Origin of the sequence: Devosia sp. RR2S18 (genome assembly GCF_030177755.1) — a bacterium.
In the GTDB taxonomy this organism is placed as follows: domain Bacteria; phylum Pseudomonadota; class Alphaproteobacteria; order Rhizobiales; family Devosiaceae; genus Devosia; species Devosia rhizosphaerae.
Map to the genome: position 1 here is coordinate 3,044,476 of NZ_CP126539.1, position 15,768 is coordinate 3,060,243.

The 15,768-nt window shown below is 61.4% G+C and carries 12 protein-coding genes; 1 reads left to right on the forward strand and 11 read right to left on the reverse strand.

Going from position 1 to position 15,768, the window contains the following annotated elements:
* Window positions 1-37: 37 nt before the first annotated feature.
* The 9 genes from QOV41_RS14985 to QOV41_RS15025 all read right to left on the reverse strand — a co-directional run bounded on the left by QOV41_RS14985 (window position 38) and on the right by QOV41_RS15025 (window position 11,473).
* A complete protein-coding gene (locus tag QOV41_RS14985; protein ID WP_284577599.1) occupies window positions 38-514 on the reverse strand; it encodes a GNAT family N-acetyltransferase in 477 nt (158 codons plus the stop codon).
* 101 nt (window positions 515-615) lie between these two features.
* Window positions 616-2,511 (reverse strand): ABCB family ABC transporter ATP-binding protein/permease, encoded by a 1,896-nt coding sequence (locus QOV41_RS14990; RefSeq protein WP_284577600.1) that lies wholly within the window; start codon window positions 2,509-2,511, stop codon window positions 616-618.
* The gene (locus QOV41_RS14995; RefSeq protein WP_284577601.1) at window positions 2,511-2,831 is read right to left on the reverse strand and encodes an ArsR/SmtB family transcription factor; all 321 of its coding nucleotides are present in this window, start codon (window positions 2,829-2,831) and stop codon (window positions 2,511-2,513) included. The genes QOV41_RS14990 and QOV41_RS14995 overlap by 1 nt, the downstream gene beginning before the upstream one ends.
* 148 nt (window positions 2,832-2,979) lie before the next feature.
* Window positions 2,980-5,850 carry a LysM peptidoglycan-binding domain-containing protein gene (locus tag QOV41_RS15000; protein WP_284577602.1) on the reverse strand — a complete coding sequence of 957 codons (2,871 nt, stop codon included), beginning with the start codon at window positions 5,848-5,850 and terminating at the stop codon, window positions 2,980-2,982.
* Between the two features lie 203 nt (window positions 5,851-6,053).
* Window positions 6,054-7,670, reverse strand: coding sequence for a citramalate synthase (gene cimA, locus QOV41_RS15005; RefSeq protein ID WP_284577603.1), 1,617 nt, complete (start codon window positions 7,668-7,670; stop codon window positions 6,054-6,056).
* A gap of 10 nt (window positions 7,671-7,680) precedes the next feature.
* The gene (locus QOV41_RS15010) at window positions 7,681-8,157 is read right to left on the reverse strand and encodes a GFA family protein (RefSeq protein ID WP_284577605.1); all 477 of its coding nucleotides are present in this window, start codon (window positions 8,155-8,157) and stop codon (window positions 7,681-7,683) included.
* Between the two features lie 97 nt (window positions 8,158-8,254).
* On the reverse strand, window positions 8,255-9,655 hold the full coding sequence (gene cysS, locus QOV41_RS15015) for a cysteine--tRNA ligase (RefSeq protein ID WP_284577606.1): 1,401 nt from the start codon (window positions 9,653-9,655) through the stop codon (window positions 8,255-8,257).
* Between the two features lie 243 nt (window positions 9,656-9,898).
* Window positions 9,899-10,351 (reverse strand): c-type cytochrome, encoded by a 453-nt coding sequence (locus tag QOV41_RS15020; RefSeq protein WP_284577607.1) that lies wholly within the window; start codon window positions 10,349-10,351, stop codon window positions 9,899-9,901.
* A 120-nt stretch (window positions 10,352-10,471) separates the two neighbouring features.
* Window positions 10,472-11,473, reverse strand: coding sequence for a fumarylacetoacetate hydrolase family protein (locus QOV41_RS15025; protein WP_284577608.1), 1,002 nt, complete (start codon window positions 11,471-11,473; stop codon window positions 10,472-10,474).
* Between the two features lie 135 nt (window positions 11,474-11,608).
* Here QOV41_RS15025 and QOV41_RS15030 point away from each other — a divergent pair, with 135 nt between their 5' ends.
* A complete protein-coding gene (locus QOV41_RS15030) occupies window positions 11,609-12,760 on the forward strand; it encodes a DUF2865 domain-containing protein (protein WP_284577609.1) in 1,152 nt (383 codons plus the stop codon).
* Here QOV41_RS15030 and gltX read toward each other — a convergent pair.
* Both gltX and QOV41_RS15040 read right to left on the reverse strand, forming a co-directional pair.
* Window positions 12,705-14,030, reverse strand: a complete 1,326-nt coding sequence (gltX, locus tag QOV41_RS15035; RefSeq protein ID WP_284577610.1) for a glutamate--tRNA ligase — start codon at window positions 14,028-14,030, stop codon at window positions 12,705-12,707. The two genes, QOV41_RS15030 and gltX, sit on opposite strands and share 56 nt — an antisense overlap.
* Complete coding sequence (locus QOV41_RS15040; RefSeq protein WP_284577611.1) at window positions 14,027-15,694, reverse strand: NAD+ synthase; 1,668 nt, start codon at window positions 15,692-15,694, stop codon at window positions 14,027-14,029. The genes gltX and QOV41_RS15040 overlap by 4 nt, the downstream gene beginning before the upstream one ends.
* Window positions 15,695-15,768 lie beyond the last annotated feature (74 nt).

The following is a 15,768-nucleotide window of genomic DNA, read 5'->3' on the forward strand; positions in this document are numbered from 1 at the left end:
TTTCTATTTCCAGCCCAATGCTTGTTTGCCAAGGATTTTACGCGAGGTTGAGCTCGTACAGCCGCCAATCGGTGTCGTCGAAGTGAATATCGCTCACGCCCGCGGCTCGATTTGCTAGCAGCTTCCGCCAGAAGCTTTGGGCCGAATGATTGGGGTGGGGAACGGCGACGTGCCATAGCCCGCGATGAGCTTCCAATGCGAGCTCGATCGCCGCCCTGCCAACGCCGCGTTGGCGATAAGATTTCAGCACGAAGAACTCCGCCATAAACCAGCAGGGAGACCTTCCGGTTAGCGGACATGTGTCGATCACTAGGGCAAATCCAGTGATCTCGTCGTCAGACATGATGAGGTACGGATACCGCCAGAACCGGTCGAGATATTGGTATTCGAAGTGGCCATCCCTGCCGACAGGAAACGGCATGAACTCGGTCATGTCGTAGAGATAGAGCTGAATGAGATTGGCGAGCACGGTCTTCTGCTCGGGCGTGGCGGGATGGAGATTAATGGCGCTCATCCAGCCACTCTATCATCTTTCCGCGGCCCGGCGCAGCCCATCGGAGCGGAGGCGCGCAGATTGAGGGTACTTTCCCCCTCACGAGGGGAGCGACTTAGCCCCTACTCTGCCGCCTCTTCCTTGCGCTTGAAGTAGCCATCGGGATCAGCTGTTTTTTGCCGCAGTTGCTCTTCAGCCTCGGTGACTTCGCGCTGGCGATTCCACATCTGCGCGTAAATGCCTCCCTGCTCCAGAAGCGTTGCATGGTTGCCCCGCTCGGCAATTTGCCCTTCGCGCAGCACCAGGATCTCGTGTGCGTTCACTACTGTTGAGAGCCGGTGAGCAATCACCACCGTGGTACGCCCCTTCGAGACTTCATCAAGAGCAGACTGAATATCGCGCTCGGTCTTGGTATCGAGGGCAGAGGTGGCTTCGTCGAGAATCAGGACCGACGGTGCCTTGAGAATGGTGCGAGCGATCGCAACCCGCTGCTTCTCACCGCCGGAGAGCTTTAGCCCCCGCTCTCCTACTGGCGTATCATAGCCTTTGGGCAGACTCTCGATGAAGGGGCCGACCTGGGCCATCGAGGCGGCGGTACGCACCTCCTCATCGGTGGCATCTGGGCGGCCGTAGCGGATATTGTAGCCAATCGTATCGTTGAACAGCACTGTGTCTTGCGGCACCATGCCGATCGAGGCACGCAGGCTCTCCTGTGTGACGTCACGCAAATCCTGCCCGTCGATGGTAATGGCGCCGCCCGTTACGTCGTAGAATCGATAAAGCAGGCGCGAGATGGTGGATTTGCCAGCGCCAGTCGGCCCGACGATTGCCACTGTTTTGCCGGCTGGAACTTCAAAGCTCACGCCCTTCAGAATCTGACGGTCTTCATCGTAGGCGAAGTGGACGTCTTCGAACCGGATTACCGGGCCGGTAATTTTGAGTGGCGTGGCGCCTACCTTGTCTTCGATCTCGGGATCCTGATCGAGCAGTTTGAACATCTCCTCGATGTCGGTAAGCCCTTGGCGCAATTCCCGGTAGACAAAGCCGATGAAGTTGAGCGGCCGGTAAATCTGCATCAGGAAGGTATTGAGCAGCACGAAGTCGCCGAGCGTCAGGGTTCCATCCATAACGCCGAGAACGGCCATAACGGAGATGACCAGGAAACCGCCATAGAAGATCAGCGCCTGACCGAAGTTCAGAAAGCCGAGCGAAGTCCAGATGCGAATGGCCGAACGCTCGTAGCCTGCCATGGAGGCGTCGTAGCGTTGCGCCTCCATCCGCTCGTTAGCGAAGTACTTCACCGTTTCATAGTTGAGAAGGCTGTCGATTGCCTTTCCGTTGGCATCGGTGTCGGACTCGTTCATGTCCCGACGGATCGTGATGCGCCAGTTCGAGGCCTTGATGGTGAAATAGAGATAGCCCCAGATCATCAGGACCAAGACACCCAAGTAGCTGACGCCAAACATCCAGACGAAGATCACCGCCACGATGACGAATTCGATGATCGTGGGGGCGATGTTGAGCATAGCGAAACGCACCACCGTCTCGATGCCTTTGGTGCCGCGCTCGATGACCCGGCTCAAGCCGCCGGTGCGGCGCGCCAGGTGGAAGCGCAGAGAGAGGCGGTGCATGTGGTGGAAAGTCTGGAGCGCCAACTTGCGGACGGCATTCTGGCCGACACTGGCAAAGAGCACATCGCGCAACTGCTGGAAGCCTGCATCGATGACGTTGCCAAGCGCGTAGGCAATGACGAGAATGATCGGGACCGCAAGGCCCAGGATCACTGCCGGGTCAGGACTGGAACCCTCAAGGCTATCGATAATGCCCTTATAGGCAAATGGGATTAGCGTCGTCGCCACCTTGCTCAGGAGCAACGCACCGATGGCGAGCGCCACACGCAGGCGCAAATCCGGCCTGTCTGCCGGCCACATATAGCTCCACAGGTTCCGAATGGTCGAGACAACCGACCCCTCGTCCGCGCTAACGGACGGCTTCTTCTCGACGCTATCTGCGGACATTAAGCGGTCTCTGCTGTGAGTTTTGCGCCGCTGGGGCTGAAGCCAGCAATCATGCCGCTATAAGCCTCGCCAAGGGCTTGGAGACGATCGTGTTGGACGATGTAGCAGTTGCGGGTACCACGAGGTTGGCGCTGAATCAAACCGGCATCGAGCAGAACCTTGATATGCTGCGACACTGTTGATTGTGCCAGAGGCAGCGACTCGGTCACGTCGGCGCAACAGCACTGGCCCTGTTGCTGAGTGGCGAGTATTCGCAAGATGTTGAGGCGGACAGGATGACCGAGCGCCCGCATGATATTGGCAATGTCGTCGTCACGCATGGGTTCAACGCTATTATCGGTGATTGACGATAGAAATGGGCATTGCGACCGCCCGCGTCAATAGCGCGAGAGGCAGCGCAGTGCGGAAGTCTCCCTTCTTCTCCACAACCACACGCCGCTCCCGAAGGGGACCGGCGCTGGTATGGTGCTACTCGAAGATTTCGGCCGGCAGTTCGAACACCTGCCCCGGATAGATGCGATCGGGATCGCGAATCTGGCCAGTGTTGGCCTGATAGATCGTGGTGTACTTCATTCCCTCGCCATAGACTCGCCGGGCGATAGTCCAGAGGTTATCGCCGCGCCGAATGATGGCTTTGCCGGAGGCAAACCGCTGTGCTTCCGGGTCGCCGATTGCGACCGCCACCATAGTGGGAACTCCCTCTTCGTTGCCCGCCTGCTCGGCGGTAGCTTGCTCCACCGAAACTTCATCTCCCAAGCCCTGCTCGGGCACCGGCTGAAGGGCCGCTAGGTCTGATTGTGACGGAGCGGCGGGGGCGGCGGACTGCGGTTCGGCAGCCGCTATCATGGGCTCGCTCGCTGAAGGCTGAGGGGCCTGTCCATCCGTTGGCGCTTGGGCGGGGGTCGGCATCTCCGAAGATACGGTGGAAGCATCGTCGTCGGCGGCGGTCGGCCTCCGTGCCGGTTGACCAGCTTGTGTCTCCGACTCTCCAGCGGCTGCTGCTTCGGCAGGCGCGGGCTGCCCGGTAGGGTCCGTGGCTGGCCCCGGGTTGGATGCAGCGGACGGCACGATCCCACCAGCACCGCCCTCTTCTGTCTGTATGGAGTCGGAACTCGCGTCGACGCTAGGCGCAACCTCTGCGATAGCGGCCTCGTCGGCACCTTCGTTTGCCGTTCCAGGCTCATCGGCGCCAGCAACCACCGCGTCGTCCACCGGCGGAGCGGAGTCCTGGGACTGCGACGATGCAGCCTCTCCTGCGGCTGTGGTCGTTCGAGGCGTCGACTGTTCGTTGACTGGGGCGACATTCGACTGACTGGCAGCGGTGCCGCCGCGCGCTATGTCTTCGTCCTCAGCGAGGTCAAGACTCGAACCTGCGCGAGTCGTCTCCTGCACATCCCCATTTAGCTGGGCACGATCTGACGCGACCGGATCAACGGTCGGCGTTACTGGAGAGCCACCCGCCTGCGGAGTGGACTGTGGGGACGATGGCGCAACATCTTCGGCCGAATCTGGCGACGGGACCATTTCGAAGGTCGGCTCGGGTGAGCTTTCCGCTTCTTCACTCACGCCACTGGACGGCGAGGCCGACTGGTTTTCTACGGAACTTGATCCGTCCGTGCTGCTAGAAGCGGGGGTATCCTCCGGATCTAGCGCATTTTCGGCGGCACCTTCTGTAGAAGAGGCATCACCCTCGCCTGACCCAATGGTCGTGGCAGGCTCAGCGGTTGTATCCGCCTCGGCGACGCGGAGGTTCTCCTCGGGTAGGTCGACCACGAAGTCCACCTCGGCGCGGGCAAGCACGTCAGCGCTGCCGGGCTCGAGCAGGTCGACGCGGACACGCTGACTTGGCTTGGCGAGCACGTTACCTGCCTCAGCCAACCAGCGCCCGTTTCGAACGATCGTGTCGGCAACAAAGCTGTTATCGACATAGAGGCGGACGATGCCCCCCTCAGGCCCGGCACCCGCAAAGAAGGTGCGATCGCCTTCGATCTCGATGGCGTCGATGGTAGGCGGGGTGCCTTCGAACATCGTTGGCTCTGAGGTCGGCTCCTCGGGATTGGCTGTCGCAACCGCAACATCCTCTGGGGGCTCCGGCGCCGTTTCTCCAGCGTCGGCAACTGCAGGCGAACCAACCTCATCATCGGTGATCCGAGCTTGTTCGGTCTCGGCGTTCACTGCGGACTCATCGGTCGAAGCGTCATTCGCTGTTGAGACTTCGGTCTGCTCCGGCGTCGTTTCATCCGGGGCCGAGGGTGCAGCGGCCGGAACCGGGTCCGTCTGCGCGTCGGCAGGTTCGGCGGGCGAGCCGCCGTCCGTCGTTAGTGCAGCACTGCCACCTGCAGGGTCTTGCGTCCCCTCGGTGTCGACCTCCGGTGTCGGCCCATCGGTCTCGACTGCTGCTTGATGGATTTGGTCTCGGCGGGCATCCGCCAATTCACCGCTATCTTCCGCTTGAGCGGCGTCGTTAGTCGTCACTTGCGCCGGAGCAGTCGGCGCGGATGTCGCCGAACCTGTATCTTCCTCGTCGCCCTGTTCTCCGAACTCGCTCGCCCCCTCAGGCTCAACGGCTGTAGCAACGTCACTCTCAGCGGATGCTGCAGTTTCCGCTGGTACCTCTTGATCAGCAGCAGACACTGCAGGCAGATCGGCGTCGGGTGTAAGTGGGTCGGGAAGTGCGGCCACTTCCATTGTCTCTTCTTTACCCGAAGGGACCGGCTCAGGAGAAGCAGACCCAGGCTCCGACGACACAGCGGCAAGCGGCTCCTCTTGCCTCTCAGGCTGTTCGTCGCCGCCAACAGGATCGGTCGCGGCGAGCTGGGTACGGTCCTCTACGGAACGCCCACCCTGCAGAATGTCACTGGCTTCTCCCGGAGTGCTGGCTACCACCAGCGGCTCACTGCTTCGGTCTTCATTGATGACCACGACAATGGACTCTGCCGAGCGCCCTTCGCGCCCGACTTCAGCCAGAGTGATCTCGCTTCCCCCTGGGCTGATCGGCTGATCGGGCACAAGGACCCAGTCGCCGCTCGCTTCCACCGTTGTGGTTCCGATCAGTTCGCCGTTGGAATAGACCTCAACCTGCGTCCCGGGAGTACCGCTGCCCGCGATGACCACTGAGCCGTCCGGCTCTGCGCGCAGAAGCCCGAAGGTTGCTGTCACGACGTTGCCCGCCACGGCTCTGTCGATGTCTGCGGTGGCTGGAGGAGTAACGTCCAGCTCAGGTTCAGCTATGGCCGCGTCCACCTCGGGAGCGATGGTCGCCACTTGTCCAACCGGTTCCAGGTTCTCTGCCTCGGCTACAACTGGATCGGCAGGCGGTAGCAGTCCGGCGTTGGTCATCCGGTCGCGTAGACAAACGCCCATGCCATCGGGAGATTTAAAGCAGGTGACGAGGGTTGGACCTGTTAGAACGCCAATAATGACAACAAGGGTAACCGCCGCGGCGCCAACAGTCAGCGCCAGTGGTTGGTTGGGAGCGGGATCGGCCAGTTCGTCCTCCGGGACATTTGCGGCAGGCGCGACCCGTCGGAAGGCTGCCCTTGTTACGCGACTTTCTCTGCTGTCCCCTGCGCCGCATCAGTCTTCAACAGCTTATATGTGAGCGACTCATACAGAGCTTCAAAGGATGCATCAATAATATTGGGGGAGACGCCGATGGTGTACCACCGCTCGCCGGCACCATCACGGCTTTCTACCAATACACGGGTGACCGCGCCCGTGCCGCCGTCCAGGATACGGACCTTAAAGTCAACTAATTCAATATCTTCGATATAGGTTGAATACTTGCCGAGGTCCTTGCGCAGAGCGAGATCGAGCGCATTGACCGGCCCGTTGCCTTCGGCGACCGACATCAAAAGTTCGCCATCGATCCGAATCTTGACCACAGCTTCGGTCATCGTGACCTCTTCGCCGTAGGCATTGTGTCGCCGCTCCACGCTGGCGCGGTAGTTCTCGACCTGGAAGAAGCTGGGCAAAGTGCCAAGCACTTCGTGCGCGAGCACGCAGAAGGAAGCGTCGGCACCGTCATAGGAATAGCCGCGGGATTCCCGTTCCTTGACCGTCGCGAGCAAGCGTTCGAGACGCGGGTCATCCTTGGCAAGTTCAATGCCGTGGCGGGACAGAGCGGTCAAAAGATTAGATTTACCAGCCTGTTGGCTCACCATTATGGAGCGCTCATTGCCGACACTTTCGGGCGGCACATGCTCGTAGGTGGAGAAGTCCTTGAGGAGGGCTGAGGCGTGAATGCCGGCCTTGGTGGCGAAGGCAGACGCACCGACATAGGGCGCTTGGCGCAACGGTGCGCGATTGAGGCGATCATCCAAGGCGCGAGATATCTTGGTGAGCCTTTGAAGGTGTGTTTCGTCGATGCCAGTTTCGAAGCGATCGGTGAAAAACGGCTTTAGAATCAAGGTTGGGATGATGGTAACGAGGTTGGCGTTGCCGCAGCGTTCCCCTACCCCGTTGAGGGTCCCCTGGATCTGACGGGCGCCCGCTTCGACGGCCGCGAGAGTGTTGGCGACGGCCTGGCCGGTATCATCATGGGCATGGATTCCGAGCCGCTCACCGGGGCATATGGTTAGCACACTGCTGACAATAGCGGTAACCTCAGCGGGCATAGTGCCACCATTGGTGTCGCACAAAACCACCCATCGGGCGCCGACCTCGAGCGCGGCCTCGACACAGGCGAGCGCATAGTCCGGGTTGGCCTTGTAGCCATCAAAAAAGTGCTCGCAATCGACCAGCGCCTCCTTGCCGGCAGCGACGGCGGCGGCAACGGTGTCGCGGATGCCGTCGAGGTTTTCTTCGAGCGATATCTCCAGCGCCAGTTGCACCTGGTAGTCCCAGGTCTTGGCAACAAAGCAGGTGGCGTCTGCAACGGAGTTGACCAGCGCCTGCACCCCTGGATCGTTGGCGGCGGAGCGTCCGGCGCGCTTGGTCATGCCAAAGGCGGTGAAGGTGGCGTTCTTGGTGCGCCGCTCGGTGAAGAATTCGGTGTCGACCGGATTGGCGCCGGGGTACCCGCCCTCGATATAATCGACGCCGAGATCTTCGAGCAGCCGGGTGATGGAAATCTTGTCCTCGAGCGAAAACTCGATGCCGGCGGTCTGCGCGCCATCGCGAAGCGTCGTGTCGAAGATGTAGAGGCGCTCTTTGGACATGGGTGCTTACCTATCCGGCCGGCCACTGGCCGGTGTCGTGGTCGGGATGCTGGTGATTGGTCGATTGGATGAACGCCGCCGTCGGGTTCTCCTGATCGGTGGGCGGCTGGTCGGGCAGATTGCCGAGGCCATTTACCCAGGAATGGCGGCTTTCGATGCCATGCTGATCCAGGGGCGGAAAGGCTTCGGGATGGTCAAGCGAGCCGATCGAGACGGAGATGCGGTCGCTATCGACATAGGCGAAGGTCAGCGGCGTACCGCAAGCGCGGCAGAAGCCGCGCTCCGCCTGTTCGGAGGAACGGAAGATTGCCAGTTCACCGCGGATGACTTCGAACTTGGTGCGGAGGCCGCCGACCAGCGGCGCGTAGAATGCGCCGAAGGCCTTTTGACACATGCGGCAGTGACAGATGTGGGCACCGTCAGGCTTTTCGGTCCATCGGTAGCGCACGGCTCCACACTGGCAGCCGCCGGAGAAGAGTTCGCTCATGGGGCAAGCTCCTGCAGCGCATGCCAGATAGCGTCTACCACCTTCTCCCCTTGGGGGAGAAGGTGGTGCGGAGCGCCGGATGAGGGGGACTGGGGGGTCACCGCTTCATTTCCCATTTGGTCTGGCGGTTGCCATTCTCGTCCTTGTAGTCGAGGAGACTGATGCCCCGTTCGGCGAGGTCGGTGCGAATGGCGTCGGCGCCGGCGAAGTCTTTACTTGCAAGGGCGGCGAGGCGGCTAGCGATCTTGGCCTCGACTTCGGGATCGGCGGCAAGGCTGCGGACGATCTTGACGCCGAGGAGGTCGGCCAACGCCAGGCCTTCGGCGGCACGGCCTTCATCGACGATAAGGCTATGCATCCGGGCAATGGCTCCGGGGGTGTCGAGATCCTCCAGCAAGCGCGTAAGTGACTCTGCTTCGGGTGTGCTTGCCGGCACCACATCCGCAGCAAAGCGCTCCCATTTTTCCAGAAGGATCGCCGCCTCCTCCAGACGCCGGACTGAAAAGTCGATGGGCTCGCGGTAGTGGGTCATCAGCATGGCAAGACGCAGGACTTCGCCGGGCCATTTGCGGCCGCCGAACTTGTCGGTTTCGAGCAGGTCGTGAATGGTAACGAAGTTGCCCAGGCTTTTGGACATCTTCTGGCCTTCGACCTGCAGAAAACCGTTGTGCATCCAAACCTTTGCCATGGCAGGCGTCCCGTGGGCGCAACGGGATTGAGCAATCTCGTTTTCATGATGGGGGAAGATGAGGTCCAGCCCCCCGCCATGGATGTCGAACACTTCACCCAGATAGGCAGCGCTCATGGCCGAGCATTCGATGTGCCAGCCCGGACGCCCCCTGCCCCAGGGGCTGTCCCAGCCCGGCTCGTCGGGCGAAGACTGCTTCCAGAGCACGAAGTCGGCAGCGTTCTTCTTGTGTGTTTCCACAGCGATGCGGGCGCCGGCCAGATTGTCCTCCAGGTTGCGGCCCGAGAGCTGCCCGTAGTCAGCCATGGACGTAACATCAAAGAGCACTTCGCCATTGGCTTCGTAGGCGTGGCCTTTGGCTATGAGCGACTGGATCAGGTTCACCATGTCCGGCTTGCCATCGGGTCGTGGCAGGACGAAGTCGGTGGCCCGCGGCTGAAAATTGGGTTCGAGCGTACCCAGCGCCTTGGCATCGGCGAGGAACTGCGCAGCAGTTTTTTCCGTCACTTGGCGGATGGCATCATTGAGCGGCAGATCGGGGAAGTCCCGGGCAGCGCGTGCGTTAATCTTGTCGTCGACGTCGGTGATGTTGCGGACATAGGTCACCTGCTCAGCGCCGTGGAGATGACGCAGCAGGCGGAACAGCACGTCGAAAACGATCACGGGCCGGGCGTTGCCGATATGGGCAAAATCGTAGACGGTCGGGCCGCAGACATACATGCGCACATTGCCAGCATCCAAAGGCGCGAACGGCTCCTTGGTGCGGGTGAGCGTATTGTAGAGCTTAAGCTGCGGGGTTCCGGAGGTCATCGAAGCGCTTTCTGGCCGTGCGGAGTGGAGCGGCGGGCGGCTCTTCGGTATCAGAACTATCGGGATGAAGAAGACCGCCCACCAACAAAGGGTTAGCAGGTAATAATGCAGCCGGTGATGATGGCAAAGGTCTTCATGAGTTGGGACATTGCCGCTGCGCCTAGGAGAAATCAAGCCGAAAAGAAAAAAGGGCGGCCCGAAGGCCGCCCAATCGCTTTGGAGGCGATGTAGAACTGAGCTGGGCTATTCGGCCCGAAATTGCTGATGACACGTGCCGCACGTCTGGCTGACTGACTTGAGCGCTGCCGTGTAGCCTTGAGTGTCGCCGGCTTGTGCCGCGGCCAGGCCCTCTTCGGCGGCAGCCCTGCCGGCATCCGTAATGGCGACAAATTCCTCCCAGTTTTCCCAGATTGCAGGCAGCGCTTCGCTGTCACCGACGATCGAGCCTTCCGGAAAGAGTGCTGGAATGTGGGTGAAGTTGGTGAGGAGCGTCTGCATCGCGGCCGCCGCCTCGTCTCCCGAGAGACCGCTTGCGGAGCGCACGATGCCGCCATTCTCACGCATAGTGGCCTGGCGCAGCTCAACTGCCTCTTCTGCCGTTTCTGGCGGGGTGAAATCGTCCTGTGCAACGACGCCACTGCCGACGGCAGCTATCATGCCTGCCAAGGCCAAGGCGGTGAACTTCCTGATCGACATGGATTGCGCCCTCAACGTGCTTTGCTTTGGCGAGCGTCCCAACGCCCGTGGGATCAGAGTTGCACGAGGTTGTGACAGTCCCAATCAGTACACGGGAATGTTACCAACGCCGCCAAACCTTTATAGCAGTCTGACAGTCTGGGCGATTTCGCCAAAGACCGGTTGGCCATTCTGACCAATCGCCGCAATGCGGACAGTGTCGCCAGGCTGCAGAAAGGCGGTGCGAGCGCGACCATACTTAATCTTCTCGACTGTGCGCGCTTCGGCAATGCAGGCGAAGCCAGTGCCATCGCGCTTGATTGGCAGGCTTTCATCGTGGCGGTTGGAGATCGTGCCGCCGCCGATAATCGTGCCGGCGCCAAGCGGCCGCGTACGTGCAGCTTCAACGATGATGTCGACGAAGTCGAAATGCATGTCGGTGCCGGCATTGGGCTGGCCGTAAAGCGCGTCATTGACGGTGATGCGCACAGGCAAGTGGAGGCGGTTGTCGCGCCAAGCATCACCAAGGGTGTCGGGCGTCGCCACAACTGGCGCAAAGGCGGTGGAAGGCTTGGCGTGAAAGAACCCGAAGCCATTCTGCAGATCATCGACCACCAGCCGGCGTAGGGAAACGTCGTTGCAGACGGTGACGAGGCGAATGGCGGCAGCGGCCTGTTCGCGGGTGGGACGCATGGGCACCGGCCCGATGATCACGGCAACTTCCGCCTCGAAGTCCAGCGCGAGATCGGCTTCCGGGATCATGATGGGAGCAGTTGGCGCGAGGAGCGAGTCGGAACCGCCTTGGTAGAGCAGTGGGCGAACCGACTGCAGCTCCTCATCCTTGCTGCCCTTGAGACTGCGCACGCGTTCGAGATGACTGAGGTAGCCGGAGCCATCGATCCATTGATAGGCGCGCGGTAGCGGGGCGAGAGTATCGGCTGGCACGAACTTCTGGCCGGCGATATCGCGAGCCTCCAGCTGACGGCTGAGGGCCGCCAGTTGCGGCGCATGGGTACTCCAGTCATCCAGCGCAGACTGTAAGGAAGGCGCTATCCGGCCTGCGCTGACACAGCGGCTCAAATCTGTGGAGACAACGACGAGGTGCCCGTCGGGCCGGCCATTGTGCAGGGTTGCCAGATACATCGGCGCAATCTCTTTTGTTGTGTGACACCGCAGCGCTACCACGGGTAGAACGCTGCCCCTATAGTGTCACGGTTGGTTCTAACGATCCTAAAGGACCAGCCCCTTTGCGAAACTGGAATTTTGGTAGTGGTGACTTTGAGCAGAATCAACGCGCGATCGCTCGTGCTCCTAATGCTCTCGGCGATCTGTCTGTTGCTTGACGTAAACACGGCCTATGCACAGTCCGCCCAATGCGGGCGGCTCGAAGGGGCGTTGCGGCAATTCGATCGCAATGCGGAATTCCAGCAGCTGGGCGGTAACTCGCAGGCTGCCCGCCAGCTCGCGCAGCAGGTGCAGGCCGCCGAAAGCCGCTATATTCGCGATGGCTGCAATGACGCCGCACGAGCGGGGCGAACGCTAACCCCGCAGTGCCAGCAGATCGGCCGCAACGTTCTTGATCTGCGCGCCGAATATGCCCGCGTGGCAGAGGCGGTAGACACGGCGAACGCCGTGGCAGGCCAGCGCGAAGCTATTCTCCAGGAGCTCGCCCGCTTTGGGTGTGGCGTCGACCGGGGCTCTAGCGCCACCTTCTCCAATGACCGGCAGAGCGTGTTCGACCGCGTCTTCGGCACGACTTCGGAAGGCGATTTCACTGATGGCCAGATGGTGGATGGTGGCGATTACTGGGGCTACCAAGGATATCAGACAATCCGGACCCTCTGCGTTCGCCTCAGTGATGGCTTCTTCTGGCCGATCAGCTACGCGACGCTGCAGGACTATGTGATGAACGATGCCCAGCAATGTCAGGCGATGTGTCCCAATACGGAAGTACAGCTCTATTTCTACGACAATCCAGGGCAAGAACCCGAGCAGATGCGAAACGTCTATGGCAATGCCTACACCGCTTTGCCGAATGCCTTCCGCTTCCGCGAGGCGTTTGACAAAGACGCCAGCTGTCAGGCGCAGCCGCAGTCCGACGGCAAGGTGACGGTGGCGCGCAGCGAAGATGGCAAAACCCGCGCGATGATCGAGGTGGCGGGCGTGAGTTTTCCGATGCCGCTGCGGGATCCGCGGGGGCAGATGCCGGCAGCCGTGGCGCCGATCGAAGCACCGCTGGAGGTTGCAAACCTCGTCTCCGTGCCGCTGCCACGCCCGCGGCCAGCCGGCCCTGGCGAAACCCCAGTCACCCGACCCGCCGTCGCAGCGGGCGTGGACAACAGCCTGCGGCTAGTTCAGTTCGGCAACAAGACCGTCAGGGTAGTCGGTCCAGACACGCCTTACGCCCAACCAGTGGAAGCAGGGACTTAAGCTCGGGGCCATCGTGGCGGCCCGTCAGCGCCAGCCGAAGAGGCAGGAACAACGGCTTGCCCTTGCGGCTGGTCGCACCCTTGAGGGCGTTGGTCCACTCCCCCCAGGTCTGGTCGGTCCAGGGTTCCGGGGGCAGAAGCTCGCGGGCAGTTGCGAGAAATTCGCGATCTTCTTCGGCAACGACCGGTTCGACGGGACCACGCACGAGCATGGCCCATTGCACGATGTCGTCGAATTTGACCAGGTTATCACGCAGCGCCAGCCAGAGCGCTTCGTTGTCCAGCCCTACCGCAGCAAGGCGCGGCAGCACCTGCTCATACGACATGGCGTGGAGGAGCCGTGCATTGAGGGTGTCAAGCTCGGCCGGATCGAAACGCGCCGGTCCGTGCGAGATCATCGAGAAGTCGAGCCGCGCCGCAATATCTTCGAGCGAAGCGTAGGGTTCGACCGAGAGGCTGGTGCCGGTGAGCGTGGCCATGATGGCGATGGCGAGAGGCTCGTAACCCGCTTCACGGAAATCCGTGATGGATTGGGAGCCCAGGCGCTTGGAGAAGCCCTGCCCTTCCGCATCGGTCAGGAGATTGTGGTGGGCAAAGGTGGGCACTGTTCCACCCAGCGCTTCGAAGATCTCGATCTGCGTGCCGGTGTTGGAGACATGGTCTTCGCCCCGGATCACGTGGGTGATGCCGAGATCAATGTCGTCGACCACCGAGGGGAGCGTATAAAGGTACGAGCCATCCTCGCGCACCAGGACGGGATCGGACATGGACGCCGTATTGACGGTCTGCGAGCCCTTGATGAGGTCCTCGAACTGGACGGGACGGCCATCGAGCTTGAAGCGCCAATGGGGCTTGCGGCCCTCCGCTTCGAGGCGCGCCCGGTCTTCGTCGGTCAGCTTGAGGGCCGCACGGTCATAGATGGGGGGCTTGCCCATGGCGCGGGCGCGCTTGCGACGGCGGTCGAGCTCATCCTCGGTTTCGTAGCAGGGATAGAGCCGGCCGGCGGCGATCAGCCGGTCACGGGCTGCATCGTAGAGCGCGGTGCGTTCGGACTGGCGCACCAGCAGGTCGGACCGGACACCCAGCCAAGCCAGGTCGACCTCGATGCCGTCCGCGAATTCGCGGGTGGAGCGCGCTAGATCGGTATCGTCCATGCGCAGCACGTAGCGGCCGCCATTGCGGCGGGCATAGAACCAGTTGAGCAATGCAGGGCGCGCATTGCCAATGTGGATGCGACCGGTGGGCGATGGCGCCCAGCGTACAGCAATCATCCGACTGTCCCGTCTTTGTAGCCATTGGTGATGGGGTAACGCCGGCCCAGGCCAAAGGCGCGCAGCGATAGTTTGGGACCGGGCGCCGATTGGCGGCGCTTGTATTCGGCAATGTTGAGGAGCTTTTCGATACGGCGCACCAGCGCGCCGTCGAAACCTTGGTCGACGATTTCGGCGATCGACTGTTCCTCCTCGACCATGGCAGTGAGGATGGCGTCGAGCACCGGATAAGGCGGCAGGCTGTCCTGGTCGGTCTGGTCGGGGCGCAGTTCGGCGCTGGGCGCCTTGTCGATAATGTTCTGCGGGATCACCTGGCCAGCGGGTCCGTGGCAATCGCCCGGCATATTGGCATTACGCCAGCGTGCGAGGTGATAGACTTCCATCTTGAACATGTCCTTGAGCGGATTGTAGCCGCCGTTCATGTCCCCATAGATCGTCGCGTAGCCGACGGCCATTTCGCTCTTGTTACCCGTAGTCAGCAGCATGGAGCCAAGCTTGTTGGACAGCGCCATCAGCACCACGCCGCGCATTCGCGACTGGATATTTTCCTCGGTCAGATCCTGCGGGCGATCAGCGAAGAGGGGCGCGAGTTCCTGGAGCGCGGCGTCGACGGGATTGCCGATGGAGACGACATCATAGCGTACGCCAAGCAGGTCCGCGCATTCCTTGGCGTCCTTGATGCTTGCCTCGGAGGTATACCGATAGGGCAGCATGACGCAGTGGACGTTTTCCGCCCCCAATGCATCGACCGCCATGGCGGCAACCACAGCGCTATCGATCCCACCAGAGAGGCCAAGCACCACCTGGCTGAAACCGTTCTTGTGCACGTAGTCGCGCAGGCCCAGCACGCAAGCACGCCAAGGCGCTTCGTCGACTGAGGGTAGTTCGGTGACAGTACCGTTCACACAGGTCCAGCGGTCGTCGACCCGTTCCCAATCGGTGAGAATGAAATCGCTCTCGAAAGACTTGCCCTGGAAGACTAGCTTGTCGCCCGGCTCCATGCCGAAGGAAGCGCCGTCATAGACCAGTTCATCCTGGCCACCCACCTGATTGAGGTAGAGCAGCGGGATGTCGTCCTCGGCGGTCCGCGCGCGGACGAGATTTTTGCGGGTGTGCTGCTTATCACGCCAATAGGGTGACCCATTGGGGCACAGCAGGATCTCGGCACCACTCATGGCGAGGTGCTCGCAGACCGACTGATGCCAGATGTCCTCGCAGATGGGAATGCCAACCGAGACGCCCTTGATCGTGACAGGCTCTGGCAGCGGGCCGGGGTTGAAGTACCGCTTTTCGTAAAAAACGTCGCTGTTGGGCAGGTCGCGCTTGAACCGGACCGCAATAACCGTGCCACGCTCAGCGACGATCACCGCATTGTGGAGGCCATTGCTGTCCTGCCAGATGGAGGGAAGCACAATGACCAAATCGGTTCGGGCCGTTTCAGCAACCATTGCGTGCGCTGCGGCAATGGCATCGGCGACGAATTGGGGCTTGAAGAGCAGATCGTCCGGGAAGTAGCCGGTGAGAAAAAGCTCGGAGAACATGAGGATGTCGGCGTTCGCAGCCTCAGCATCCTTGAGCGCCTGACGAGCAAGCGCGAGATTGCCCACGAGATCGCCCACTTTGGGATTGAGCTGGGCGAGCGCAATACGGAGGCGGTCTGTCACGGCTGAGCTGCCTTGATGAATAGGGAATGCCGGCAGCGGAGGGCCTGACGCGCGCAAGACTTATCCGCTCACCC